Genomic DNA, 24,773 nt, shown 5'->3' with positions numbered 1-24,773 from the left:
CGAGCGGCCTGCCTTTCGGGGTGGTGAAGACGAGTCCGTTGTCGGTCCAGCCCGTTCCGGCTTCCTGTCGTTCTTCCTGCTGCTGTTCCTGCTGGTCCGGCAGCGGCGGTGGCGGCGGAGCCAGCGGGCGCAGCTTCAGCCAGATCAGGAAGAACAGGCCCAGGGCGAGCATGCCCAGGCCGGTCCAGAGGTTGATGTTGACGCCCTCGGCCTTGTCGAGGTCGGCGTCGGACACCGTGAACCCGGCGATCGTGACGATGACGCCGTAGAGCACGAACAGCCCGCCGATGATGCGGCGGATGTCGAAGAGCCGGGCGGCGGTCGCGGACTTCTGCTCCAGCTCCGTGACCTCGCGCTGGACGTCGCGGTCGGAGTAGTCGGAGTGGTCGGACATGGTCTCTCAATCCTCCCGCGTCAGAACGAGAACGGGATGTAGCAGGCGGCGGCCAGGATGATCGCGCTCCAGCCCAGCAGGGCGGGCCTGCGGTACCAGGCGTCGTCGCCCGCGGCGGGCGGCTCCTCCATGCCGGGCGAGCGGGTGCCGTACACCAGGCCCTGCAGATCCTCGGCGGGCTTGGGCTTGGTGAAGAGCGAGACGGTGACCATGACCACGGCGCCGGCGACGAACCCGGCGATCGCGGAGACGAAGTTGGCGCCCTGGTCGGAGGGGATGTCGATGACGCCCTGCATGTAGATGACGAAGTAGTTGATCATCGCCGCGGTGGTGCCCGCGAGCAGGCCCCAGAAGCCGGACTTCATGGACGCGCGCTTCCAGAACATGCCGATGATGAAGACGACGAACATCGGCACGTTGAAGAAGGAGAACAGCGCCTGGAGGTAGCTCATGATGTTCGAGAAGGAGGAGGCGAGGAAGGCGGTGCCGATGGAGGCCCCCACGCCGATGGCCGTGATCAGCCGCCCGAACCGTACGTAGTACGTGTCCTCGCGGCCCTTCACCACGTACTTCGCCCAGATGTCGGTGGTGAACACCGTGTTGAAGGACGAGACGTTGGCCGCCATGCCCGCCATGAACGCGGCGATGAGACCGGTCACCGCGATGCCGAGCACGCCGTTGGGCAGCAGCTCCTGCATCAGGTACGGGATCGCGTCGTTGTACTGGAGGTCCGAGTCGGGCGTGCCGATCTTCGGGACGAGGACGGCGGCGACCAGGCCCGGGATCATCACCAGGAAGACGATGAAGATCTTCGGGAACGCGGCGATCAGGGGCGTGCGCTGGGCCGCGCTCAGGTTCTTCGCGGACAGGGCGCGCTGCACCTCGGCGAAGTTGGTCGTCCAGTAGCCGAAGGACAGCACGAAGCCGAGGCCGAGCACGATGGTCAGCCAGTTGGCGCCGAGCGGGTTGTCGCTGCCGATGCCGGTGCCGCCCCACGCCGTCATGAAGTCGGCGCCGTGGGTCTTCTCCAGCGAGTCGGACAGGCCGTCCCAGCCGCCGACCCTCTTCAGGCCGAGCACCACGATGGGGATGAGCGCGGCCAGGATGACGAAGAACTGCAGGACCTCGTTGTAGATGGCCGAGGACAGACCGCCGAGCGTGATGTAGCCGAGCACGAAGGCACCCGCGACGACGACGGCGACCCACTGCGGCCAGCCGAGCAACGCCTCGACGACGATCGCGAGCGAGTAGAGGTTGACACCGGCGATCAGGATGGCGGCGAAGGCGAACAGGATCGAACTCAGCAGGTGCGCGTACCTGTCGAAGCGCAGCAGCAGGAACTCCGGGACCGAGCGCACCTTCGAGCCGTAGTAGAACGGCATCATCACCAGGCCGAGGAAGACCATGGCCGGGATGGCGCCGATCCAGTACCAGTGCACGGTGTAGACGCCGTACTGCGCGCTGTTGGCGGCCATGCCCAGGATCTCGGTGGCGCCCAGATTGGCGGAGATGAACGCCAGGCCGGTGACCCAGGCGGGCAGGGAGCGCCCGGAGAGGAAGAAGTCGAGGCTCGTCTTCACCGATCGCCGGGCGGCGAAGCCGATACCCAGGACGACCACGAAGTAGATGCCCAGGATCGTGTAGTCGAGCGCGTTGGTGGGAAGTCGCAGGCCGGCGGCCAGGTGAGTGTCTGGATCAGCCAGGTATGCGGGGGAATGTGTGGGGGACTGCATAGGAACTCGCTTCGTTGCGCGAACTGATCAGACCGGAACCTGTGCCCCCGCATTCAAAAATGAACACTCCTGATGGTGTCCTTTGTTTGATTGTGACGTTGACGGCGCGGGGGAAACATGGTTTGTTGTGTTTGGTTATGTTGAAGATTGATCGGGTGCGGATGGGGAGTCCACCGTGAAGAAGACCTCGACCCAGTTGGCCGACGGTCGTGAGCTCATCTACTACGACGCGCGCGACGACGCGGTGCGCGACGCGGTGGACCGGCGGCCTCTCGACCCCACCGTCACCACTTCGGAGGTACGCCGGGACCCGCTGCTCGGTGATTCCGTGGCGATCGCCTCGCACCGCCAGGGCCGCACCTACCACCCGCCGGCCGACGAGTGCCCGCTGTGCCCCTCGCAGGGCGAGCGGCTCAGCGAGATCCCCGACTCCTCCTACGACGTCGTGGTCTTCGAGAACCGCTTCCCGTCGCTGGCCGGCGACTCGGGCCGCTGCGAGGTCGTCTGTTTCACCTCCGACCACGACGCGTCGTTCGCCTCCCTCACCGAGGAGCAGGCGGGCCTGGTCCTGGACGCCTGGACCGACCGCACGGCCGAGTTGTCGCATCTCCCCTCCGTGGAGCAGGTGTTCTGCTTCGAGAACCGCGGCGCCGAGATCGGCGTGACCCTGGGTCACCCGCACGGCCAGATCTACGCCTACCCCTTCACCACTCCGCGTACGGCTCTGATGCTGCGCCAGCTCGCCGCGCACAAGGAGGCGACGGGCGGGGGGAACCTCTTCGACGCCGTACTGGAGCGGGAGCTGGCCGGTGAGCGGGTCGTGCTGGCGACCGAGCACTGGGTCGCCTTCGTGCCGTACGCCGCGCACTGGCCCTACGAGGTGCACCTCTACCCCCGCCGCCGCGTGCCCGACCTGCTGGGCCTGGACGAGGACGCGCGCACAGAGTTCCCCAAGGTCTATCTGGAACTCTTGAAGCGCTTCGACCGGATCTTCGGCGAGGGTGAACCGGCCACGCCGTACATCTCCGCGTGGCACCAGGCGCCGTTCGGCGTGCTGGAGGAGTTCGAGGGCGTCAACCGCGACGACTTCGCACTCCACTTGGAGCTTTTCACCATTCGCCGTACGTCCGGCAAGCTGAAGTTCCTCGCGGGATCCGAGTCCGGCATGAGCGTGTTCATCAACGACGTGCCGCCGGAGTCCGCGGCTCAGCGACTGCGAGAGGTAGCGAGTTCATGAGTGGGAAGTACCTGGTCACCGGCGGCGCGGGCTATGTCGGCAGCGTGGTGGCGCAGCACCTGCTGGAGGCGGGCTGCGAGGTCACCGTCCTCGACAACCTCTCGACCGGGTTCCGTGAGGGCGTGCCGGCCGGTGCCTCCTTCATCGAGGGCGACATCCGCGATGCCGCCAAGTGGCTGGATCCGTCGTACGACGCCGTCCTGCACTTCGCCGCGTTCTCGCAGGTCGGCGAGTCCGTCGTGAAGCCCGAGAAGTACTGGGACAACAACGTCGGCGGCTCGATGGCGCTGCTCGCCGCGATGCGCGAGGCGGGCGTGCGCAGGCTGGTCTTCTCCTCCACCGCCGCGACGTACGGCGAGCCGGAGACGACCCCGATCGTGGAGAGCGCGCCGACCTCCCCGACCAACCCCTACGGTGCCTCGAAGCTCGCCGTCGACCACATGATCACCGGCGAGGCGGCGGCCCATGGACTCGCCGCGGTCAGCCTGCGCTACTTCAACGTGGCCGGCGCGTACGGCAGCCGGGGCGAGCGGCACGACCCCGAGTCGCACCTGATCCCGTTGGTCCTCCAGGTCGCGCAGGGCCGCCGTGAGGCGATCTCGGTGTTCGGCGACGACTACCCGACCCCCGACGGCACCTGCGTGCGCGACTACATCCACGTCGCCGACCTGGCCGAGGCCCATCTGCTGGCGCTGAAGGCGGCCACCCCCGGCGAGCACCTCATCTGCAACCTCGGCAACGGCAACGGGTTCTCCGTCCGCGAGGTCATCGAGACGGTGCGCGCGGTGACCGGCCACCCGATCCCCGAGGTGGTCGCCCCCCGCCGCGGCGGCGATCCGGCGGTCCTGGTCGCCTCGGCCGCCACCGCCCGCGAGCGGCTCGGCTGGAACCCGTCCCGCGCGGATCTCGCGGGGATCGTCGCGGACGCGTGGGCGTTCGCCCAGAACAGGGAGAAGTAGACAGGTGGGCGTGCGTGAGGGCTTCGAGGAGCTGTACGGGGCGGCCCCCGAGGGCGTCTGGGCAGCACCCGGCCGGGTGAACCTGATCGGCGAGTACACCGACTTCAACGAGGGCTTCGTGATGCCGCTCGCGCTGCCGCACACGGCGGTCGCCGCGGTGTCCCGGCGCGAGGACGGGGTGCTCCGGCTGCACTCGGCGGACATCGAGGGCCCCGTCGTGGAGCTGCGGGTGGACGAGCTGGTGCCGCTGACGAACACCAGCTGGGCCGCGTACCCGGCGGGCGTCGTCTGGGCCCTGCGCGAGGCCGGGCACGCGACCGTCGCGGGCGGCGCCGACATCCACCTCGCCTCGACGGTGCCGACCGGCGCGGGCCTGTCGTCCTCGGCGGCGCTGGAGGTCGTCACGGCACTGGCCCTGAACGACCTGTACGAACTGGGTCTGACCGGACCCCAGTTGGCCCGCCTGTCCCAGCGCGCCGAGAACGACTTCGTGGGCGTCCCCTGCGGAGTCATGGACCAGACGGCGTCCGCCTGCTGCGTCGAGGGCCACGCCCTGCACCTGGACTGCCGCGACCTGTCCATCCGCCAGGTCCCCTTCGACCTCGCCTCGCAGGGCCTGGAGCTGCTGGTCGTCGACAGCCGTGTGAAGCACGCGCTGGGCGACGGCGCGTACGCCGAGCGGCGCGCGGGCTGCGAGGAGGGCGCCCGGCAGCTGGGCGTGACGCACCTGCGCGATGTCGCCTACGAGGAGTTGGACGGCGCGCTCGAGAGGCTCACGGACGAGCGCGTGCGCCGCTACGTGCGCCATGTCGTCTCCGACGACCACCGCGTGGAGCAGGTCATCGCCCTCCTCGACGCGGGCGACGTCCGCGCCATCGGGCCCGTCCTGACCGACGGTCACCGCTCGCTCCGCGACGACCTGCGCATCTCCTGCCCGGAGCTGGACCTGGTCGTCTCGACGGCCAACGCCTCCGGCGCGCTGGGCGCCCGTATGACAGGTGGCGGCTTCGGCGGCTCGGCGGTCGTCCTGGTGGAGTCCGCCGACGTGGACACGGTGACCAAGGCGATCACGGAGGCCTTCGCGGCAGCGGGCTACACCGCACCGCGGGTGTTCCCGGCGGTGCCTTCGGCGGGGGCGCGACGGGTGGCCTGAGCCCTACGGGCTCAGCCTCAAACGCCGGACGCGCTGGATACAGCCCCTCCGGCGTTTGAGGAGCGGGGGTCTGGGGGCGGAGCCCCCAGGTACGGGACGGGTAGGGGCGGAGAAGGCGAAAAAAAGCCGGTTCACCCCAGCCGCTTCGTCATCGTGTACTCCGTGACCCCCGGCGGGTAATCCGGAATCACGCACACCACCTCGTAGCCGTGCCTGCGGTAGAACTCCGGCGCCTGGAAGTCCCAGGTCTCCAGGCGGGAGCCTCGGCACCCGTGCTCGGTGCGGGCCGTGGTCTCCGCCGAGGCGAGGAGACGGGAGCCGAGGCCCGCGCCGCGGAAGCGGTCGTCCACCCACAGATAGGTGACGTGCAGCCAGGTCGCCCAGGTGTGGCCGACGAGCCCGCCGGCCAGGGCGCCTTCGGCGTCCACCACCCACACATGGAGCGGAACCCCGTGTTCACCGGGGGTGCCGCGCAGCGCGCGCAGCACTGGCGAGGCCTGCGTGTTGGTGTCCCACAGCCGTTTGCGAAGCAGATCGCGCCGCTCCTTGTCGACTCCTGTCTCCATACGAAACATACGTCTCACCATAAACGCGCTGGCCAACCAGTTCTGCAAATAACCTTCCGCTCTCCGCCCCCGGCCTTACCCTGATGAACAGCACCGGTGGGGGCCGGTGCTGATCAGGGGGCGAGACAGCCGGGTACGACGCCCGGAGTGGGGGTAGCAGTTGAAGCACGGCGGCGGCCGTGCGGCTGCGGCACCCCGTTTTCCGGGCCGCAAGCGGGCTCGGGATCACTTCGGGCGCCGTACCTGCGCAGGGTCGTCTCCCGACCTGTGGGGGTTTCAGTGGTTCGCATCCGAGTCCTGGTCGTCGACGACCACCGCATCTTCGCCGAGTCGCTCGCCGCGGCCCTGGCCGCCGAGCCCGACGTCGACGTGTCCGCGGCCGGCAGCGGTCCCGCCGCGCTGCGCTGCCTGGAGCGGGCGGCGGCGGAGGGACGCAGATTCGACGTCCTGCTCGTCGACGCCGACCTGGGCGGCAACGTGCCGGGCAGCAGGCCCGCCGTGCCCGTGCAGGAGGGCAACGAGGACGGGCTCGTCGACGGCATCTCGCTCGTCGCGGGCGTGCGCTCCGGCCAGCCGAGCGTCCGTATCGTCGTGCTCGCCGAGAAGGACGACCCGCGCCGCGCGGCGCTCGCGCTGCAGGCCGGTGCCTCGGGCTGGGTGGCCAAGGACTGCTCGCTGTCCCGGCTGCTCACCGTCATACGGGGCGTGCTGCGCGACGAGACGCATCTTCCGCCCGCCCTGCTCACGGGCGTACTGCGGGAGTTGACCGCCGCCCGCAAGCACCGCACCGAGAGCGAGCGGCTGGTGGAGTCCCTGACGCCCAGGGAGCGCGAAGTGCTGCGCTGCATGGTCGCGGGGCTCGGCCGCAAGGCCGTCGCGGAGCGGCTGTTCCTCTCCCCGCACACCGTCCGTACGCATATGCAGAACGTGCTCGGAAAGCTGGGCGTGCACTCCACCCTGGCCGCCGTCGCGCTCGCCCGCCGGGCGGGCGTGGGCCCGGTCGACCTAGCCGGGGATGTTGTCGAACGGGGCGGTCAACTGGCGTAGCAGTCCGGCCAGTTCACCGCGCTGAGCCCGGCTCAGCTCCGCGAGGATGGCCCGCTCCTGCTCCAGCAGACCGGCGAGTGCCTGGTCGGCGCGGTCGCGGCCGTCGTCCGTCAGTCGCACCAGCACGCCCCGGCGGTCGCTGGGGTCCGGGAGGCGTTCCACCAGGCCCTTCTTCGTCAGCCGGTCGATGCGGTTGGTCATCGTGCCGGAGGTGACGAGGGTCTGGGTCAGGAGCTGGCCCGGTGAGAGCTGGTAGGGGGCGCCGGCACGCCTGAGCGCGGTCAGCACGTCGAACTCCCAGGGCTCCAGGCTGTGCTCGGAGAACGCCAGCCGGCGTGCCCGGTCCAGGTGCCGGGCCAGTCTGCTCACCCGGCTGAGTACCTCGAGCGGTTCCACGTCGAGGTCAGGGCGCTCCCGGCGCCATGCTGCGACCAGCCGATCGACCTCGTCCTCCATGGCGATCAGTGTAGTGGTTGTGTCGATGTGGAGTCTCTTGACATGGAGTCTCTTGGGATGAAGTTTCTTGACGTCGAGATATTTATGGTGTGAGGGTGGAGTCCGCACGGTCAACGACTCACCGGCACGCCGCCGGTGCGTCACCGGTTCGTCGCCGGCACCTCTCCGGCTGACCTTCGAGGAGGCCCGTCCATGCCTGCCGCCGCCACTCCCACCTGGGACCCGGCCCAGTACCTGCGCCACGCCGACCACCGCGCCCGCCCCTTCACCGACCTCCTCGCCCGCATCCCGGACCTGCCCGGCACCCCGGCCCGCATCGCCGACCTCGGCTGCGGCCCCGGCAACGTGACGGCCGTGCTCGCCGAACGGTGGCCGACCGCGCACATCACCGGCCACGACAACTCCCCGGAGATGCTGGAGCAGGCCAAGGCGTACGCGGGGCCCACGGCCGGCGGCGGGCGGCTCGACTTCGCCTTCGCGGACGCCGCGGCCTGGGCGCCCACCGAGACGTACGACCTGATCGTCTCCAACGCGGCACTCCAGTGGGTCGAGGGACACCTGGACGCCTTCCCGGCCTGGCTGGACGCGCTCGCCCCGGGCGGCACCCTCGCCTTCCAGGTGCCGAACAACATCGACGCGCCCCTGCACGCCCTCATGCGCGAGCTCGGCGCCACCGCGCGCTGGAAGGACCGGGTCGGCGAGGTGCTGCGCCGCACGGACTCGGTGCACCCGCCCGCCGTCTACCTCGACAAGCTCGCCGGCCTCGGCTGCGCGACCGACATCTGGGAGACGACGTACCTGCACGTCCTGCAGGGCCAGGACCCCGTCCTCGACTGGGTCAAGGGCACCGGCCTGCGCCCCGCCCTGACCGCGCTGGCCGACGACCCGGACGCCCGGGACGCCTTCGTCACCGAATACCGCGACCTGCTGCGCGCGGCCTATCCGAGCGCGGCATACGGCACCGTGCTCCCCTTCCGGCGTCTGTTCGCCGTCGCCCGCAAGGAGGCCTGAGAGATGCTCAGCGCCGTCGACCACGTCCAGCTCGCAGCGCCGCCGGGCTCGGAGGACGCCCTGCGCGCGTACTACGCCGACGTCCTCGGCATGACGGAGATCCCCAAGCCGCCGGTCCTCGCCGCCCGCGGGGGCTGCTGGTTCCGGGCGGGTCCCGTGCAGCTCCACCTGGGGATCGAGAAAGACTTCCTCCCGGCGCGGAAGGCCCACCCCGGGCTGAGGGTCACGGACATCGAGGCGTACGCCGACCGGTTCGCGGCCCACGGCGCCCCGGTCACCTGGGACGACAACCTCCCCGGTCACCGCCGCTTCTACTCCGAGGACCCGGTGGGCAACCGGCTGGAGTTCCTCGAACCCCTCCGGGGCCGCGACTAGGAGCTACGCCTTGCGGTGCCCTATCAGGCGGGGCTTCGCCTCCAGGCCGTCCAGGCCGTGCCAGGCCAGGTTCACCAGGTGGGCCGCGACCTCGGCCTTCTTCGGACGGCGGACGTCCAGCCACCACTGGCCGGTCAGGGCGACCATGCCGACCAGGGCCTGGGCGTACAGCGGGGCGAGCTTCGGGTCGAAGCCACGGCTCTTGAACTCGCGGCCCAGGATGTCCTCGACCTGCGTCGCGATGTCCGAGATGAGGGAGGCGAAGGAGCCGGTGGACTGGGGGATGGGGGAGTCGCGGACGAGAATGCGGAAGCCGTCCGTGTACTCCTCGATGTAGTCGAGGAGGGCGAAGGCCGCCTGTTCGCAGAGCTCACGGGGGTGTCCTGCGGTCAGGGAACCGGTCACCATGTCGAGGAGGCGCCGCATCTCGCGGTCCACCACCACGGCGTACAGCCCCTCCTTGCCGCCGAAGTGCTCGTACACGACGGGCTTGGAGACGCCGGCCTTCGCCGCGATCTCCTCCACCGACGTGCCCTCGAAGCCCTTCGCGGCGAACAGCGTGCGACCGATCTCCAGCAGCTGCTGACGGCGCTCGGCACCGGTCATGCGGGTGCGGCGTGGGCGCCGCGGCTTCTCATTGCTCGGAGTGCTGCTGGAGTCGGTCGCCACGCCGTCAATCATGCCGCGTCAACGGACTCTGCCTTGCGTCGGGAGCCGGACCCGTCCGGGTTGCGACGCGAATCGATACGCGAGCGTGACGGCCAGCGCACGTCGGACGCCCAGCCGAGCTGCTCGCACCAGCGGATGATGCGGGCCGAGGAGTCCACCTGGCCGCGCTCGACACCGTGCCGCGCCGAGGTCGGCTCGGCGTGGTGCAGGTTGTGCCAGGACTCGCCGCAGGACAGCACGGCCAGCCACCACACGTTGCCCGAGCGGTCACGCGACTTGAAGGGGCGCTTGCCCACCGCGTGGCAGATCGAGTTGATCGACCAGGTCACGTGGTGCAGCAGGGCCACGCGGACGAGCGAGCCCCAGAAGAACCCCGTGAACGCGCCCCACCAGGACATCGTCGCCAGACCGCCGATCAGCGGCGGCAGGGCGAGGGACAGCATGGCCCAGAAGATGAACTGACGGGAGATCGCCCGGATCGCCGGGTCCTTGATCAGATCGGGCGCGTACTTCTCCTGCGGCGTCTGCTCCTCGTCGAACATCCAGCCGATGTGCGCCCACCACAGGCCCTTCATCAGGGCCGGGATCGTCTCACCGAAGCGCCAGGGCGAGTGGGGGTCGCCCTCCGCGTCGGAGAACTTGTGGTGTTTGCGGTGGTCGGCGACCCAGCGGACCAAAGGCCCCTCGACCGCCATCGAGCCCGCGATCGCCAGCGCGATTCTGAGCGGGCGCTTCGCCTTGAAGGAGCCATGCGTGAAGTACCGGTGGAAACCGATCGTGATGCCGTGGCATCCCAAGTAGTAGAAGAAGACCAGCAGGCCGACGTCCAGCCAGCTCACCCCCCAGCCCCAGGCCAGCGGCACCGCCGCGAGAACCGCGAGGAACGGGACGACGATGAAGAGCAGCAGCGTGATCTGTTCGAGTGAACGCTTCTGCTCACCGCCCAGCGTGGCGGAGGGCGTTGGGGTGTCGCTGTTCGCCTGCGGGGCGTCTTCGATCACATCGGAGCTCGTGGTCATGGGCGTCCCCTGTGGGGTCGAGGGTTTTGAGGGTGGCCGGATACCGTTCTTACGGGTCCGTAACCTACGGCGACGTAAGTATGGCAGCGTGCGGCCCGGCGGCAAGAGCCCGCGAGCCTGCGCGTCCGTGTGGACACCTATCCTTGGAGTCGGTCGGACAGCGCGGTCCGCTCTGATTTCTTCCCGGATGCCACCTCCCTATGCGGCAGCCGCCGCGCGGTCGCCACCCGGGTTCCCTCCCAGACGAGCTTCAGACGAGCTTCCACACTGCAAGGAGCCGCACCTGTGAGCAGTGCCGACGACCAGACCACGACAACCAGCAGCGAGCTGCGTGCCGACATCAGGCGCCTGGGTGACCTGCTCGGCGAGACCCTTGTCCGGCAGGAGGGTCCCGAGCTGCTGGAACTGGTCGAGAAGGTCCGCAGCCTGACCCGCGAGGACGGCGAAGCCGCCGCCGAGCTGCTGCGCGGGACGGAGCTGGAGACCGCGGGCAAGCTGGTCCGCGCCTTCTCGACGTACTTCCATCTGGCGAACGTCACCGAGCAGGTGCACCGCGGCCGCGAGCTGCGCGCCAAGCGCGCCGCCGAGGGCGGCCTCCTCGCCCGTACGGCCGACCGCCTCAAGGACGCCGACCCCGAACACCTGCGCGAGACCGTACGGAACCTCAACGTCCGCCCGGTCTTCACTGCACACCCGACTGAGGCCGCCCGCCGCTCGGTACTCAACAAGTTGCGCAGGATCGCCGCCCTTCTGGAGACCCCGGTCATCGAGGCGGACCGGCGCCGCTACGACACCCGGTTGGCCGAAAACATCGACCTGGTGTGGCAGACCGACGAACTCCGCGTCGTGCGCCCCGAGCCCGCCGACGAGGCCCGCAACGCGATCTACTACCTCGACGAGCTGCACGCCGGCGCCGTCGGCGACGTCCTGGAGGACCTCACCGCCGAACTGGAACGCGTCGGCGTCACCCTGCCGGACGAGACCCGCCCGCTCACCTTCGGCACCTGGATCGGCGGCGACCGCGACGGCAACCCGAACGTCACCCCGGCCGTCACCTGGGACGTCCTGATCCTCCAGCACGAACACGGCATCAACGACGCGCTCGAACTGATCGACGAACTGCGCGGCTTCCTCTCCAACTCCATCCGCTACACCGGAGCCACCGAGGAACTGCTCGCCTCCCTCCGGACGGACCTGGAGCGACTGCCCGAGATCAGCCCCCGCTACAAGCGCCTCAACTCCGAGGAGCCCTACCGCCTCAAGGCAACCTGCATCCGGCAGAAGCTGGAGAACACCAAGCAGCGCCTGGCCAAGGGCATCCCGCACGAGGACGGCCGCGACTACCTCGGCACCGGCGAACTCCTCGACGACCTCGTCCTCATCCAGACCTCGCTGCGCGCACACCGCGGCGCGCTCTTCGCCGACGGCCGGATGAACCGCACCATCCGCACGCTGGCCGCCTTCGGCCTCCAGCTCGCCACCATGGACGTACGCGAGCACGCCGACGCCCACCACCACGCCCTCGGCCAGCTCTTCGACCGGCTCGGCGAGGAGTCCTGGCGCTACGCCGACATGCCCCGCGACTACCGCGGCAAGCTCCTCGCCAAGGAACTGCGCTCCCGCAGGCCGCTCGCCCCCACCCCGGCGCCGCTCGACGCGTCCGGCGAGAAGACCCTCGGCGTCTTCGAGACGGTCAACAGGGCCCTGGCCGTCTTCGGGCCCGAGGTCATCGAGTCGTACATCATCTCGATGTGCCAGGGCGCCGACGACGTGTTCGCCGCCGCCGTCCTCGCCCGCGAGGCCGGCCTCCTCGACCTCCACGCCGGCTGGGCGAAGATCGGCATCGTGCCGCTCCTGGAGACCACGGACGAGCTGAAGGCCGCCGACACCATCCTGGAGGACATGCTCTCCGACCCGTCCTACCGACGGCTGGTCGCCCTGCGCGGCGACGTCCAGGAAGTCATGCTCGGCTACTCGGACTCCTCCAAGTTCGGCGGCATCACCACCAGCCAGTGGGAGATCCACCGCGCCCAGCGGCGCCTGCGCGACGTCGCGCACCGCTACGGCGTACGCCTGCGGCTCTTCCACGGCCGCGGCGGCACCGTCGGCCGCGGCGGCGGCCCCTCGCACGACGCGATCCTCGCGCAGCCGTGGGGCACGCTGGAAGGCGAGATCAAGGTGACCGAGCAGGGCGAGGTCATCTCCGACAAGTACCTGGTGCCCTCCCTGGCCCGGGAGAACCTGGAGCTGACCGTCGCGGCCACCCTCCAGGCATCCGCCCTGCACACCTCCCCCCGCCAGTCCGACGAGGCACTGGCCCGCTGGGACGCGGCGATGGACGTCGTCTCCGACGCCGCGCACGCCGCGTACCGCAAGCTGGTGGAGGACCCGGACCTGCCGACGTACTTCCTCGCCTCGACACCGGTGGACCAGCTCGCCGACCTGCACCTCGGCTCGCGACCCTCGCGCCGCCCCGGCTCGGGCGTCTCGCTCGACGGCCTCCGCGCCATCCCGTGGGTGTTCGGCTGGACCCAGTCGCGGCAGATCGTGCCCGGCTGGTACGGCGTCGGATCCGGCCTCAAGGCGCTGCGCGAGGCCGGCCTCGACACCGTCCTCGACGAGATGCACGGCCAGTGGCACTTCTTCCGCAACTTCCTCTCCAACGTGGAGATGACCCTCGCCAAGACCGACCTGCGCATCGCCCGGCACTACGTCGACACCCTCGTCCCCGACGAACTCAAGCACGTGTTCGCCACCATCGAGGCCGAGCACGAACTGACCGTCGCCGAGGTGCTCCGCATCACCGGCGGCCGACAGCTCCTGGACACCAACCCCGTCCTCCAGCAGACGTTCGCCATCCGCGACGCCTACCTCGACCCGATCTCCTACCTCCAGGTCGCCCTCCTCAAGCGCCAGCGCGACGAAGCGGCCGCCGGCGCCGAACCCGACCCGCTGCTCTCACGAGCCCTGCTCCTGACGGTCAACGGCGTGGCGGCAGGCCTGCGCAACACCGGCTGACCCGCCGGCCCCGCACACAAGAGGGTGCCCCCGAGCTCGTACGACGCTCGGGGGCACCCTCATGTCCAGCTCATGTCCAGGAGACTCAGACCACCGCGAACGCCGCCGTCAGCAACGCGACCCCCGAGCCCGCCAGCACCCAGCCGAGCCGCGTCCGCCCCAGCCCGCCGGCCACCACGACCGAGGCCAGCAACAGCGCACCGCCGAACGGAACCCAGGAGTACAGGATCCCGGCCGGTCCGGACCGCACGACCTCACCGCCGCCCGGCTCCACGACAACGGTGTACGTCCGGCCCTTGCGCACGGCCACCGTGTTGTCGATGACCACCCGCCCGCGCGCCTTCGACCCCGCCGAGACCGGCGTGTACGGACCGCTGCAGGTGTCGTCACCGCACCGCGTCACCGCGATCGTGCCGCGCTCGCGCCCCTTGGTGAGCATCACGTACTGCGCGCTCCCCCAGGACGCCCACACACCGGCGATCAGTATCAGCGCGGCAACCGTGCCCATCGCCGCGAGCCGCCCGAACCGCAGCGCGAGAACCGAGGCCTGACGGGAGGAGGTGGCAGAGGCGGGCATGGCGGGGATCATTGGCCATGCCCGGACGGCCAGTCAACCTCGGCGGGTGACAAGTCAGGAGTTGTACGTGCTTTGCGCCCGCTCCAGCCCGTCGAGCACCAGACACTCCACCGCATCCGTCGCCCGGTCCACGAAGTAGTCCAGCTCCTTGCGCTCCGCCGACGCGAAGTCCTTCAGCACGAAGTCCGCGACCTGCATACGCCCCGGGGGCCGACCGATGCCGAACCGCACCCGGTGGTAGTCCGCACCCATCGCCTTCGTCATCGACTTCAGCCCGTTGTGGCCATTGTCCCCGCCGCCCAACTTCAGACGCAGCACGCCGTAGTCGATGTCCAACTCGTCGTGGACCGCGACAATCCGGTCGAGCGGCACCTTGTAGAACTCCCGCAGCGCATTCACCGGGCCACCGGACAGATTCATGAACGACATCGGCTTGGCCAGGATCACCCGACGGTTCGCCGGACCCGGCGGACCGATCCGGCCCTCGATCACCTGCGCCTGCGCCTTGCCGGCCCGCTTGAACTTCCCGCCGATCCGCTCCGCGAGGAGGTCAGCCACCATGAACCCCACGTTGTGCCGGTTCATCGCGTACTCGGGCCCCGGGTTGCCCAGCCCCACGATCAGCCAGGGCGCACCTGCGTCGCTCGTCACGTCCGTGTCTCCCATATGTCCTTGATACGCGTCGGCCGCCGCCCCGGATGGGAGCGGCGGCCGACAGCAGAGATTACGGGCCGGATCAGGCCTCGGCACCCTCGGACTCGGCGTCCGCGGGCGCCTCCTCCGCCTGGGCGGCCAGCACCTGGAGGACAACCGCGTCCTCGTCGGTCGCCAGCGTGGTGCCCTCGGGAAGCGGGATGTCCTTGGCGAGGATCGCCGCGCCGGCCTCCAGGCCCGCGATGGAGACGGTGACCGACTCCGGGATGTGCGTGGCCTCGGCCTCGACGTTCAGCGTGCTCAGCACGTGCTCGAGCAGGTAGGCACCCGGAGCGAGCTCGCCCTCGGTGTGCACGTAGACCTCGACGTTGACCTTCTCGCCGCGCTTCACGAGGATCAGGTCGACGTGCTCAAGGAAGCCCTTGATGGCGTCACGCTGGACAGCCTTCGGGATCGCGAGCTCGGACTTGCCCTCGATGTCCAGGGAGAGCAGGACGTTCGGGGTGCGCAGGGCGAGCTGCAGCTCGTGGCCCGGAAGCGTGATGTGGACCGGCTCGGTGCCGTGACCGTAGACGACCGCGGGAACCTTGCTCTCACGACGGATACGGCGGGCGGCACCCTTGCCGAACTCGGTGCGGGTCTCGGCGGCGAGCTTGACCTCGGACATGTTCACTCCTCGTACTACGGGGCCCAAAGGCCGGGGAAGGTGGTCACCCGGCCGAACATCGGCCTGCTACGAAGAGCGCGTCGATAACGGACCGCCGTACACGCCTGTGAAAGCGGTACGGCCTCCCTCGCCGAGCAACTGTGACAGCTTACGGGGCGGGAAGGCCGTACCAGAAATCGATCTACGCGAGGACCGTCTACTGCTCCTCGAAGAGACTCGTCACCGAGCCGTCCTCGAAGACCTCGCGCACCGCGTTGGCGATGGTCGGGGCGATCGACAGGACCGTGATCTTGTCGAGCTCCAGCTCACCCGGCGTGGGCAGGGTGTCGGTGAAGACGAACTCGCTGACCTTGGAGTTCTTCAGACGGTCGGCCGCCGGGCCGGAGAGCACACCGTGCGTGGCCGTCACGATGACGTCCTCGGCACCGTGCGCGAACAGCGCGTCCGCAGCGGCGACGATCGTGCCACCGGTGTCGATCATGTCGTCGACCAGGACACAGACGCGGCCCTTCACGTCACCGACGACCTCGTGCACGGTGACCTGGTTGGCGACGTCCTTGTCACGACGCTTGTGCACGATCGCGAGGGGAGCGTCCAGGCGGTCGCACCAGCGGTCGGCGACGCGCACGCGGCCGGCGTCCGGCGAGACGACGGTCAGCTTGTCGCGGTCGACCTTCGCGCCCACGTAGTCCGCGAGGATCGGCAGCGCGAACAGGTGGTCCACCGGGCCGTCGAAGAAGCCCTGGATCTGGTCCGTGTGCAGGTCGACGGTGAGGATGCGGTCCGCACCCGCCGTCTTCATCAGGTCCGCGATCAGACGCGCCGAGATCGGTTCACGTCCACGGTGCTTCTTGTCCTGACGGGCGTAACCGTAGAACGGCACGATGACCGTGATGGAGCGGGCCGACGCGCGCTTCAACGCGTCGATCATGATCAGCTGCTCCATGATCCACTTGTTGATGGGAGCCGTGTGGCTCTGCATCAGGAAGCAGTCGGCGCCGCGCGCGGACTCCTGGTAGCGGATGTAGATCTCGCCGTTGGCGAAGTCGAAGGCCTTCGTCGGGACGACCCCGACACCCAGCCTGTGGGCGACCTCCTCGGCAAGCTCGGGGTGGGCGCGGCCGGAGAAGAACATCATCTTCTTCTCGCCGGTCGTCTTGATCCCGGTCACAGCACTGTCTCCTCAGAGGTGTCTCAGCTGGGTGTGAGAAGACGTGCCGGTCGCACGGGCGACCGGTTCCCGGCCGGGTGCGGACTCGGCGCGAGAGGTCTTCTCAGCTGGGGTGCGGGTGTGCAGTTATCACGGTACGTCCTGTCGGACGCACGTGTTTCCGGTCAGTCTTCGCTGCCCGACTCCCGGGAAGCCGCCTCGGCCGCCTTCGCCGCCGCGCTCCCCGGACGCTTACGGGCCACCCAACCCTCGATATTCCGCTGCTGGCCCCGGGCGACGGCCAGCGAGCCGGGCGGCACATCCTTGGTGATGACCGAGCCCGCCGCGGTGTACGCGCCGTCCCCGACCGTGACAGGCGCCACAAACATGTTGTCCGAACCGGTACGGCAGTGGGAGCCCACGGTCGTGTGGTGCTTGTCCTGTCCGTCGTAGTTCACGAACACGCTCGCGGCGCCGATGTTCGAGTACTCACCGATCGTCGCGTCCCCGACGTACGACAGGTGCGGCACCTTCGTGCCCTCACCGATCGTCGCGTTCTTCGTCTCCACGTACGTACCCACCTTGGACCTGAGTCCGAGCCGGGTGCCGGGGCGCAGATAGGCGAACGGGCCGACGGTCGCCTGCGGGCCGACCTCGGCGCCGTCGGCGACGGTGTTGTCGACCCGGGCGCCGGATCCGACCCTGGTGTCCTTCAGCCGGGAGTTGGGGCCGACCTCGGCGCCCTCCCCGAGATGCGTGGCGCCCTGGAGCTGGGTGCCCGGGTGCACGATCGCGTCCTGCTCGAAGGTGACGCTCACGTCGATCCAGGTGGTCGCCGGGTCGACGACCGTCACGCCCGCGAGCATGGCCCGGTTCAGGAGCCGGTCGTTGAGGGTGCGGCGGGCTTCCGCCAGTTGTACGCGGTTGTTGATCCCGGCGATCTCGCGGTGGTCCCCGGCGACGGACGCGCCGACGCGGTGCCCCGCCTCGCGCAGGATCCCGAGGACGTCGGTGAGGTACTCCTCGCCCTGACTGTTGTCCGTGCGCACCTTGCCCAGCGCGTCCGCCAGGAGCTGCCCGTCGAAGGCGAAGACACCCGAGTTGATCTCACGGATCGCACGCTGCGACTCGGAGGCGTCCTTGTGCTCGACGATCGCCGTCACGGCGCCTGAGACCCCGTCGCGCACGATCCGGCCGTAGCCGGTCGCGTCCGGCACCTCGGCGGTCAGTACGGTCACGGCGTTGCCGTCGGTGGTGTGGGTCGCGGCGAGGGCGCGCAGCGTCTCGCCGCTCAGCAGCGGGGTGTCGCCGCAGACGACGACCACGGTTCCGTCGACGACGCCGCCGAGCTCCTCCAGGCCCATCCGCACGGCGTGCCCCGTGCCGTTCTGCTCGGCCTGCACGGCCGTCCGTACGGCCGGGTCGATGCCGGTGAGGTGCGCGGCGACCTTCTCGCGCGCGTGGCCCACGACGACGACCAGGTGCTGCGGCTCCAACTCGCGTGCGGCCGCGAGTACATGGCCCACCAGGGAACGTCCGCACAGTTCGTGCAGGACCTTGGGTGTGGCCGACTTCATACGGGTGCCCTCACCCGCTGCGAGTACGACGACGGCTGACGGGCGGTTGGCGCTCACGGGTATGCCCTTCGGCTTCGGATGGCTGGGGTGCCTTCGGGGTGTGGACATCCGCAGGATACCGGGGCGTTTCGGGGGGGATATGAGAGCGGGCCCTGACAGTGCTGTCAGGGCCCATCAGTGCAGCTCCGCCGCTAGGACTCGAACCTAGACCGAACATCTCCAAAGGATGCCGTGCTGCCAATTACACTACGGCGGATCGCTGCTTCAGACCTTACCGGAGCTTGGCTTGCTGCCAAGAACGATTCCATTCCACCAGCCCTCGATCCGCCGGTACAGATCGGCGCTCTGGAGGACGCCGATCACGAGGCAGCCCCGGTAGTTCTCCCCCACGTTCTTGCGGATGGTCTTGGGGTTGTGCTTCTTGATGGTTGTTCTCTGGAACAGGGAGACGTCGACACCGACGAGGTCTGCCCAGTAGCGATTGGCGCCCTCGACGTCGGCCGTCAGGTGGATCATGACGCGGTACCGCAGGCGGTCGCGGTCTACGCCGAGCAGGTTCAGCCAGGACAGGTAGACCCGGATCACTCCAGGGTCGCTGTTGACGAACTGCACGTTCTCGCGCCTGGCGTACGGCTTGTCCTTGCCACCCTCGGCCCAGTAGAGCGCGACTCCGGTCATGAAGAGATCGCGATCGGACATCTCGCCGATCTCCGCTGCTGCGGCCGCCTTGGTCCGCTGCCGCTCCTCGTCCCGGACCGCCAGCTCGTGCTCCCACCTCTTCCGAGCCGCCAGCTTCGCCTGCTCGGACGGATCTCGCCGCTCGGGCTTCGGCAGATCTCGCACCCACAGCGAGATCGAGCTCTTCGAGCAGCCCAGTTCGGCCTGGATCTGGTCGTAGGTCCAGCCCTGGAGTCGCAGTTCCCGCGCTCGCCCCCGTACGTCGTCCTTCGCGTTCGGGCGCTTCGTCCATTCCGGGGGCGGCTCGCCCTCCAGGAGCCGGTTGAGGATGTCGTTGTTGTGGACGTGGAGCCGGTCACGGATCTGACGGCGGCTGAGGCCTGCTCGGCGCAGGGTGAGGGCCTGCTCGCGGAGCCCCTCGAAGTCGGCGTATTTGCCATGTGCGTGTGCCATGGGTATACCGTCCGGGCGGAATTAGGGCTTCCGGGGTCGAACGGTGAGCGGTTCAGCAGTTCGAGGGATACCGGGTGGTTTCGCTTCTGTTCGATTGCGGGGTGTGGTGTAGGCCAGTAGCCGAAACTCACCGGAAAAGGGGTGGCCCCCGCCCGTAGGGTGGAGATATGACCACGACGGGGGAAGAGCACACCGGGGCCGGGGGCGGCCCATGGTGGTGGGAGCGGTGGCGCGGCGCCGTACTGGATGTGGGGCTCGCCGTGGTGTCCGCGGTGGAGTGCACCGTGGAGGGGTGGCAGTTCGCGCGCGATGCGGGGCTGCCGGTTCCGGTGGGCATGGTGTTCGGGCTCGTCGCCGGGTCCGTGCTCGTGCTGCGGCGGAAGTGGCCCATCGCCGTCGTGCTCGTCTCCATCGCCATCACGCCCGCCCAGATGGGCTTCGTGATGGGCCTCGTGGGGCTGTACACGCTGGCCGCGTCCGAGATGCCGCGCCGGATCATCGGTGCCCTCGCCGGAATGTCGTTCGCCGGGATGCTGATCGTGACGTTCGTGCGGGCGCAGCAGGGGGTGGTGCGCGGCGATGTGGCGATGGGGGAGTGGTTCGTCCCGTTCGTCTCCATCTCGACCGCGTTGGGGATGACTGCGCCTCCCGTGCTGCTCGGCCTGTATGTGGGGGCTCGGCGGAGGTTGATGGAGAGCCTGCGCGAGCGGGCTGACTCCTTGGAGCGGGAGTTGCAGTTGCTCGCCGAACGGGCCGAGGAGCGGGCCGAGTGGGCGCGCAACGAGGAGCGGACGCGGATCGCGCGTGAGATGCACGATGTGGTCGCGCACCGGGTGAGCTTGATGGTGGTGCACGCGGCCGCCCTGCAGGCGGTGGCGCGCAAGGACCCCGAGAAGGCCGTGCGGAACGCGGCGCTGGTCGGGGACATGGGGCGGCAGGCGCTGACCGAGCTGCGGGAGATGCTCGGGGTGCTGCGTACGGGGGAGGGGCTGGACGTACGGGTCCAGGCGGTGCCGTTGGCTGCCGTGGGTGTGGCGGCTGCTGCCGCGGCGGCGGCGTCGCGGCTGGTGGACGACTCCGTGGACGGGCCGTGCCTTGCGGAGCTGGAGGAGTTGATCGGGCAGTCGGCGGCCGCGGGGATGGTGGTCGACCTGTCGGTGGAGGGCGATGTGCGGGGGTACGCGCCCGAGGTGGAGCAGACCGCGTACCGGGTCGTTCAGGAGGCGTTGACCAACGTCCACAAGCATGCGGCCGGCGCGAAGACGTACGTACGGCTCGCTCACCGGGCCTCCGAGATCGCCATGCAGGTCGAGAACGAGTGCCCGCCGGAGCCGGGGGTGTCCTCGGTGGGGTTGCCGAGCGGCGGGAACGGGTTGCTGGGGATGAAGGAGCGGGTCGCGGCGTTGGGTGGGGTGTTTGTGTCGGGGGGGACGGAGGCGGGGGGGTTTCGGGTGTCGGCGGTCATCCCTACGTGATTCTGGCGGGGGCGCCGTTCGTAGGGGGGGTGCGGTGGGTGGGTCGGGTCCGTGCCGGTACGTCTGCTGGCGTGGGCGCCGTTCGCGTGGGGGTGCGGTGGGTGGGTCGGGTCCGTGCCGGTACGTCTTGCCCGTCGCCGCGTGGGCGTACTGCCCGGGGTCGAGCATGGCGGAGCTTGGCTGGGGGCCTGCTACGCGACGGGCAGAGACGTACCGGCACGGACCCTTCCGTGCGTACGCGACTGCGGCGGCTTGGGGGCCGGGGAGTGGGGCGTACGGATGCCGCTTCACTGCGGGTGCGCGTGGCGCCGGGGGGCCGGCGAAGCCGCGTTACTGCGGGCAATCGTGCCGCTAGGGGCGGCACGGGTGGGCGCAGCGGCGCCTTGTAAGCGCCGAGTTGCGTGACCCACCCCCGCCCAGCAGCCACGCCGGGTGCGGAGGAGACAGGGGGTACCGGGGTTTGCCCACTCACCCCGGTGGCGCCCCGGAGGGGGTCAGCCTGCCGTCAGGCGGGTTGGGTCGGTGCCGGAGAGGAGGGTGGTGAGGGCCTGGTCGACGGTGGGGCCGAGGTACCAGTCGCCGGTGTGGTCGAGGGCGTAGACCCGCCCCTCCGCGTCGATGGCGAGCAACGCCCGGTTGTCGGACTCCTCGCCGAGGGGGCACACCTCCGTGCCGAGCGCCCGCCCGAGATCCCCGAGGGTGCGGGCCATGTGCAGCCCGTGCAACGGGTCGAGGTCGAGACAGGCCGGGGCGATCTGCCGCCCCGGCGCCTGCGCGGCGAGCCGCAGCCCGCCGAATTCCGCCCATGCTTCCACCGCCGCCGGAAACACCGTGTGCCGGTGCCCGGCCGGCGACGCATGCCCGCGCAGTTCGTCGGCCCAGATCTCGGCCTGCTTTATGTCCCAGCGCCCGGGCTGCCATCCGGCGGCGCGCAGAGCGGCGTCCACGAGGACGGAGAACCGGGTGGTGGAGGTGCGATCGGCGTGCATCTGCCCTTCGTTCGTCGAGTGTCATGGACCGGCGTCACCGCCGTACTGCCACCGTGGGTGGGACGGCGCGCGTCAGTCGTCCGGTTCCGTCGGGTCGACGATGCGTACGCCGAAGTGGTCGCTCAGCGCTGTGCAGGCGCGGCAGGGCGCGGCGAAGCTGCCGTGCAGCGGGTCGCCGTCCTCGCGGATGCGGCGGGCGGTGAGCTTGGCCTGTTTGAGGGCCTTGCGGGCCTCGCCGTTCGTCATCGGCTTGCGTGCGGCCCGTCTGCTGCGGGCGTCGTCGGCGGCGGTGATGTGCCGGGAGATCAGGATGGCCTCGGCGCAGCGGCCGGTGAAGCGGTCGCGCTGGGCGCTGGTGAGGGTGTCGAGGAAGTCCTGGACCAGCGGGTGGAGTGCGGGTGGCTGGTCGGCGCGGCCGGCGGTGCCGGTGAGTGTCGCGCCGCGTACGGAGAGGGCGGCGGCGACGGTGGGAAGTATGCCGTCGCGGCGGTGCTGGAGGGTGGGTGTGCGGGGCGCCTCGGCGCTGCTCCAGCCGACCCGAGGGTCTCCGGACGTCCCCGTATGCGTCGCGTTCATGATCGTTCTTCCCTCCCGTGCATCCCCCGATGCGGAGACAGACTGCCAAATGGCGTGGCTGGTGCGGAAGCTGGGGCGTGCGACACGCCCGGTCTTCGTCGCACCGTCACGGCGGGGTGACGGCAGGTCACGGAACCGGAGGCCCGGTGACCGGTGTCGTTCCACCGCATAGGCTGTCGACATCCGCGATCCGTACAGCCATACAGGCCACAGATGAAGCCGCAGGGGGCAACCGCCATGACGACAGGTCGGCTCGGGCAGCAAGCCGCGCCGCCGAACGCGGCCTACGCCGGGCAGGTCGTGCACTTCCCGGACCCGGTCCGGGCGGCCCGTCACCCCAGAGGTGTACGGGTGGACGAGCACGGCTACCCCGACTTCTCGGCGTACGCGCGTGCCGCCGCGGAGATCGCCGAGCCCCCGGAGGGCTTCGGTGTCGACGAGCTCCGGTTGACGGACTACGTGTCCGCGAACGCCGCGCTGGCCGCCTCGGGGCACGACCTGTGGGACACCATCCCGTCGGTGGCCACTCCGCACGGCTGGACCTGGCACCACGTGCCGGGCGGCCGACGGCTGGAGCTGGTGCCGGTGGAGGTGAAGGCGCTGCTGCGCCACCACGGCGGGCTCGCGACGACGGCGGTGGACCAGAACAAGCGGGGCACGCGTCCGCTGCAGGACACCCGGCCCGCGCACTTCGGGCTGCCGAAGTCGGCGGTCGCGGTGACGGAGCAGCAGGTGCTGGCGGTCGAGGAGGAGCTGGGGTACCGGCTGCCCGGGGCGTACCGGTCCTTCCTGAAGGCGGCCGGGGGCTGCGCGCCCGTCGGTGCCGCGCTCGACGCGGAGCTGGGGCTGCTGGTGGACCAGCCGTTCTTCACCGTGCGCGACGAGGCGGCCGTCAATGACCTCGTGTACGTCAACAAGTGCCTGCGCGACCACTTGACCAAGGACTACCTGGGCGTCGGGTTCGTGCAGGGCGGGCTGCTCGCCGTGAAGGTGCGGGGCGAGGCGGCGGGTTCGGTCTGGTTCTGTGCGTACGACGACGCCCGTGACCAGGACGCCTGGCCGCCGGCGGAGCGGGTGCAGCGGTTGCTGCTGCCCTGTGGTGACGACTTCGACCAGTTCCTGTCCCGGCTGGCGGGTAATCCGCCGGAGCTGGAGACCGTGGCGAATCTGATGGTGGACGGCGGCTTCGCGCATGCCGTCCCGGTCGGCACGGCGTCTTCCGTGGCTTCTGGGCCTTCGGCGTCTTCGATGGGGGAGTGAGCTTCCGATGGTGACCTTCGCGCAGGCGCAGGAGCGCGCGGAAGAGTGGATCAACGGCGATGTGCCCGGCTATCAGCACCGCGAGGTGCGGGTGCGTGAGTTCGAGCTCGGCTTCGTGGTGTGGGCCGAGGATCGCGCCGACGGCCCGCGTTCGGACGGCGGTGCCCAGCGGCTCGTCATCGCGCGGGACAGCGGCGACGCGACGCTGTGGCCCGGGCTGGCGGTGGGCGAGGTGATCCGCCGTTACGAGGAGCAGTACGGAGCGCCGGACGCGGCGCCGGCTGCGTCCCCGGCGCCTCCGGCCCGGGTCGATCTGAACCAGACGTCCTTCCTGCTGACTCCGCCCGAGTGGCTGCAGGAGGCCGCGGACAAGATGGGGATTCCGGACCGTCGTGCGGAGGCGGGGACCTCGGGCGGTTCGTCCGGCAGCCCGGCCGATGCGCCGTCGGATGCGGTGCCGGGTCCGCGAGGTGTGGCCGCCGCGTCTTCGGGGGCCGGAGTGCCCACGCCGCCTGCGCCGTCGGCTCACTCGGACGCGGGCGCGGGCGCGGGTGCGTGGCCCGCGGCCGGGCAGGGGCAGGATGCCGCGGGCGTGCCTGCCTCGGCGACCCCGTGGGCGGGGACCGACACCAACGCGGATGCCGGCGACGACCGTTCCGTACCGCTGCCCGCGACCGTGTTCGCGCCGCCGCTGTCCGGCCTCGACGAGGGCGGCACCCCGCCGCCCGGCGTGCTGCCGGACGCCAAGACCGCGCTGATGTCCGGCGGCAGTCAGCTTCCGCCCACCGCCATGGCCCCCGCGCTCTCCGACCCGAACCCCGGGCCGCCGTCCGGCGGCTTCCCGCAGGCTCCGGGCGGTCCGGGTGCGCCGGGTTCGCCGGCTACGCCGCCTCCGGCGCCGGCCTCGTACGGCTATCCGCAGGGTCCCGGTGGGGCGCCGACCCCGCCGCCGGGTGCGCCGGTTCCCGGTGCGCAGCCGCCCGCGGGTCCGGGTGGACCGGTCGCGCCGGAGCGGCCGCTGCCGCCGCACGCCGGTGACATCGCCGACGCCGCGACCAGCAAGGCGCAGGCCCCGCCGCG

General features: G+C 70.2%; 22 protein-coding genes, 1 tRNA gene and 2 pseudogenes. 10 read left to right on the top strand and 15 right to left on the bottom strand.

What is annotated here, in order from left to right; all coding sequences use genetic code 11:
* Positions 1 to 91: 91 nt before the first annotated feature.
* Positions 92 to 394: pseudogene (locus ABZS97_RS33875) on the bottom strand (hypothetical protein); the annotation flags it as partial.
* Between the two features lie 20 nt (positions 395 to 414).
* The gene (locus ABZS97_RS33870; RefSeq protein WP_356144064.1) at positions 415 to 2,127 is read right to left on the bottom strand and encodes a sodium:solute symporter family protein; all 1,713 of its coding nucleotides are present in this window, start codon (positions 2,125 to 2,127) and stop codon (positions 415 to 417) included.
* Between the two features lie 175 nt (positions 2,128 to 2,302).
* Between ABZS97_RS33870 and galT the strand changes: the two genes are divergently transcribed.
* The 3 genes from galT to galK are packed head-to-tail and all read left to right on the top strand — an operon-like array spanning position 2,303 to position 5,476.
* Positions 2,303 to 3,364 carry a galactose-1-phosphate uridylyltransferase gene (galT, locus tag ABZS97_RS33865; RefSeq protein ID WP_356144062.1) on the top strand — a complete coding sequence of 354 codons (1,062 nt, stop codon included), beginning with the start codon at positions 2,303 to 2,305 and terminating at the stop codon, positions 3,362 to 3,364.
* Positions 3,361 to 4,323, top strand: coding sequence for a UDP-glucose 4-epimerase GalE (gene galE / locus ABZS97_RS33860; protein ID WP_356144060.1), 963 nt, complete (start codon positions 3,361 to 3,363; stop codon positions 4,321 to 4,323). The genes galT and galE overlap by 4 nt, the downstream gene beginning before the upstream one ends.
* Before the next feature lie 4 nt (positions 4,324 to 4,327).
* Positions 4,328 to 5,476 carry a galactokinase gene (galK, locus tag ABZS97_RS33855; RefSeq protein WP_356144058.1) on the top strand — a complete coding sequence of 383 codons (1,149 nt, stop codon included), beginning with the start codon at positions 4,328 to 4,330 and terminating at the stop codon, positions 5,474 to 5,476.
* 131 nt (positions 5,477 to 5,607) lie between these two features.
* On the opposite strand, the gene ABZS97_RS33850 is transcribed toward galK, so the two are convergent.
* On the bottom strand, positions 5,608 to 6,063 hold the full coding sequence (locus ABZS97_RS33850; RefSeq protein WP_356144056.1) for a GNAT family N-acetyltransferase: 456 nt from the start codon (positions 6,061 to 6,063) through the stop codon (positions 5,608 to 5,610).
* Positions 6,064 to 6,321: 258 nt separating this feature from the next.
* Between ABZS97_RS33850 and ABZS97_RS33845 the strand changes: the two genes are divergently transcribed.
* Positions 6,322 to 7,089 carry a response regulator transcription factor gene (locus ABZS97_RS33845; RefSeq protein WP_356144054.1) on the top strand — a complete coding sequence of 256 codons (768 nt, stop codon included), beginning with the start codon at positions 6,322 to 6,324 and terminating at the stop codon, positions 7,087 to 7,089.
* Here ABZS97_RS33845 and tamR read toward each other — a convergent pair.
* Complete coding sequence (tamR, locus tag ABZS97_RS33840) at positions 7,048 to 7,545, bottom strand: MarR family transcriptional regulator TamR (protein ID WP_356144052.1); 498 nt, start codon at positions 7,543 to 7,545, stop codon at positions 7,048 to 7,050. The genes ABZS97_RS33845 and tamR overlap by 42 nt on opposite strands.
* Positions 7,546 to 7,737: 192 nt before the next feature.
* Between tamR and ABZS97_RS33835 the strand changes: the two genes are divergently transcribed.
* Positions 7,738 to 8,556 (top strand): trans-aconitate 2-methyltransferase, encoded by an 819-nt coding sequence (locus tag ABZS97_RS33835; RefSeq protein ID WP_356144050.1) that lies wholly within the window; start codon positions 7,738 to 7,740, stop codon positions 8,554 to 8,556.
* 3 nt (positions 8,557 to 8,559) lie between these two features.
* Positions 8,560 to 8,931, top strand: coding sequence for a VOC family protein (locus ABZS97_RS33830; protein WP_356144048.1), 372 nt, complete (start codon positions 8,560 to 8,562; stop codon positions 8,929 to 8,931).
* 3 nt (positions 8,932 to 8,934) lie between these two features.
* Here the strand turns inward: ABZS97_RS33830 and ABZS97_RS33825 are convergent, their stop codons facing one another.
* Positions 8,935 to 9,612, bottom strand: coding sequence for a TetR/AcrR family transcriptional regulator (locus tag ABZS97_RS33825; protein WP_356144046.1), 678 nt, complete (start codon positions 9,610 to 9,612; stop codon positions 8,935 to 8,937).
* Positions 9,609 to 10,619: a fatty acid desaturase gene (locus ABZS97_RS33820; protein WP_356144044.1), complete on the bottom strand. Its 1,011-nt coding sequence runs from the start codon at positions 10,617 to 10,619 to the stop codon at positions 9,609 to 9,611. The genes ABZS97_RS33825 and ABZS97_RS33820 overlap by 4 nt, the downstream gene beginning before the upstream one ends.
* A 285-nt stretch (positions 10,620 to 10,904) precedes the next feature.
* Between ABZS97_RS33820 and ppc the strand changes: the two genes are divergently transcribed.
* Complete coding sequence (gene ppc / locus ABZS97_RS33815) at positions 10,905 to 13,637, top strand: phosphoenolpyruvate carboxylase (protein ID WP_356144042.1); 2,733 nt, start codon at positions 10,905 to 10,907, stop codon at positions 13,635 to 13,637.
* Between the two features lie 85 nt (positions 13,638 to 13,722).
* Here ppc and ABZS97_RS33810 read toward each other — a convergent pair whose 3' ends face one another.
* From ABZS97_RS33810 to ABZS97_RS33780, 7 genes are all read right to left on the bottom strand, one after another.
* The gene (locus tag ABZS97_RS33810) at positions 13,723 to 14,226 is read right to left on the bottom strand and encodes a hypothetical protein (protein ID WP_356144040.1); all 504 of its coding nucleotides are present in this window, start codon (positions 14,224 to 14,226) and stop codon (positions 13,723 to 13,725) included.
* Between the two features lie 42 nt (positions 14,227 to 14,268).
* Positions 14,269 to 14,880: an aminoacyl-tRNA hydrolase gene (gene pth / locus ABZS97_RS33805; protein WP_356144038.1), complete on the bottom strand. Its 612-nt coding sequence runs from the start codon at positions 14,878 to 14,880 to the stop codon at positions 14,269 to 14,271.
* 70 nt (positions 14,881 to 14,950) lie between these two features.
* On the bottom strand, positions 14,951 to 15,535 hold the full coding sequence (locus tag ABZS97_RS33800) for a 50S ribosomal protein L25/general stress protein Ctc (protein ID WP_356144036.1): 585 nt from the start codon (positions 15,533 to 15,535) through the stop codon (positions 14,951 to 14,953).
* A 196-nt stretch (positions 15,536 to 15,731) separates the two neighbouring features.
* Positions 15,732 to 16,706 carry a ribose-phosphate diphosphokinase gene (locus ABZS97_RS33795; RefSeq protein WP_356144034.1) on the bottom strand — a complete coding sequence of 325 codons (975 nt, stop codon included), beginning with the start codon at positions 16,704 to 16,706 and terminating at the stop codon, positions 15,732 to 15,734.
* 164 nt (positions 16,707 to 16,870) lie between these two features.
* Positions 16,871 to 18,319, bottom strand: a complete 1,449-nt coding sequence (glmU, locus tag ABZS97_RS33790; protein WP_356144032.1) for a bifunctional UDP-N-acetylglucosamine diphosphorylase/glucosamine-1-phosphate N-acetyltransferase GlmU — start codon at positions 18,317 to 18,319, stop codon at positions 16,871 to 16,873.
* A 126-nt stretch (positions 18,320 to 18,445) separates the two neighbouring features.
* Positions 18,446 to 18,518: transfer RNA gene (locus ABZS97_RS33785), tRNA-Gln, on the bottom strand.
* Positions 18,519 to 18,526: 8 nt separating this feature from the next.
* Positions 18,527 to 19,393: a hypothetical protein gene (locus tag ABZS97_RS33780; protein WP_356144030.1), complete on the bottom strand. Its 867-nt coding sequence runs from the start codon at positions 19,391 to 19,393 to the stop codon at positions 18,527 to 18,529.
* Between the two features lie 167 nt (positions 19,394 to 19,560).
* Here ABZS97_RS33780 and ABZS97_RS33775 point away from each other — a divergent pair, with 167 nt between their 5' ends.
* Complete coding sequence (locus tag ABZS97_RS33775; RefSeq protein ID WP_356144028.1) at positions 19,561 to 20,868, top strand: histidine kinase; 1,308 nt, start codon at positions 19,561 to 19,563, stop codon at positions 20,866 to 20,868.
* 494 nt (positions 20,869 to 21,362) lie between these two features.
* Here ABZS97_RS33775 and ABZS97_RS33770 read toward each other — a convergent pair whose 3' ends face one another.
* Both ABZS97_RS33770 and ABZS97_RS33765 read right to left on the bottom strand, forming a co-directional pair.
* Positions 21,363 to 21,857 (bottom strand): SUKH-3 domain-containing protein, encoded by a 495-nt coding sequence (locus tag ABZS97_RS33770; RefSeq protein WP_356144026.1) that lies wholly within the window; start codon positions 21,855 to 21,857, stop codon positions 21,363 to 21,365.
* Between the two features lie 72 nt (positions 21,858 to 21,929).
* Entirely contained in the window at positions 21,930 to 22,433 is a 504-nt protein-coding gene (locus ABZS97_RS33765) for a YwqJ-related putative deaminase (RefSeq protein WP_356144024.1), read from the bottom strand.
* 237 nt (positions 22,434 to 22,670) lie between these two features.
* On the opposite strand from ABZS97_RS33765, the gene ABZS97_RS33760 reads away from it, so the two are divergent.
* The gene (locus ABZS97_RS33760) at positions 22,671 to 23,693 is read left to right on the top strand and encodes an SMI1/KNR4 family protein (RefSeq protein ID WP_356144022.1); all 1,023 of its coding nucleotides are present in this window, start codon (positions 22,671 to 22,673) and stop codon (positions 23,691 to 23,693) included.
* A 7-nt stretch (positions 23,694 to 23,700) separates the two neighbouring features.
* Positions 23,701 to 24,773 (top strand): annotated as a pseudogene (locus ABZS97_RS33755) (hypothetical protein); the annotation flags it as partial.

It is taken from the genome of Streptomyces sp. NPDC005485 (genome assembly GCF_040606085.1).
Taxonomy (GTDB): Bacteria; Actinomycetota; Actinomycetes; order Streptomycetales; family Streptomycetaceae; genus Streptomyces.
Note: the sequence above shows the minus strand (reverse complement) of the source record. Positions and strands in the feature narration are given on the sequence as shown.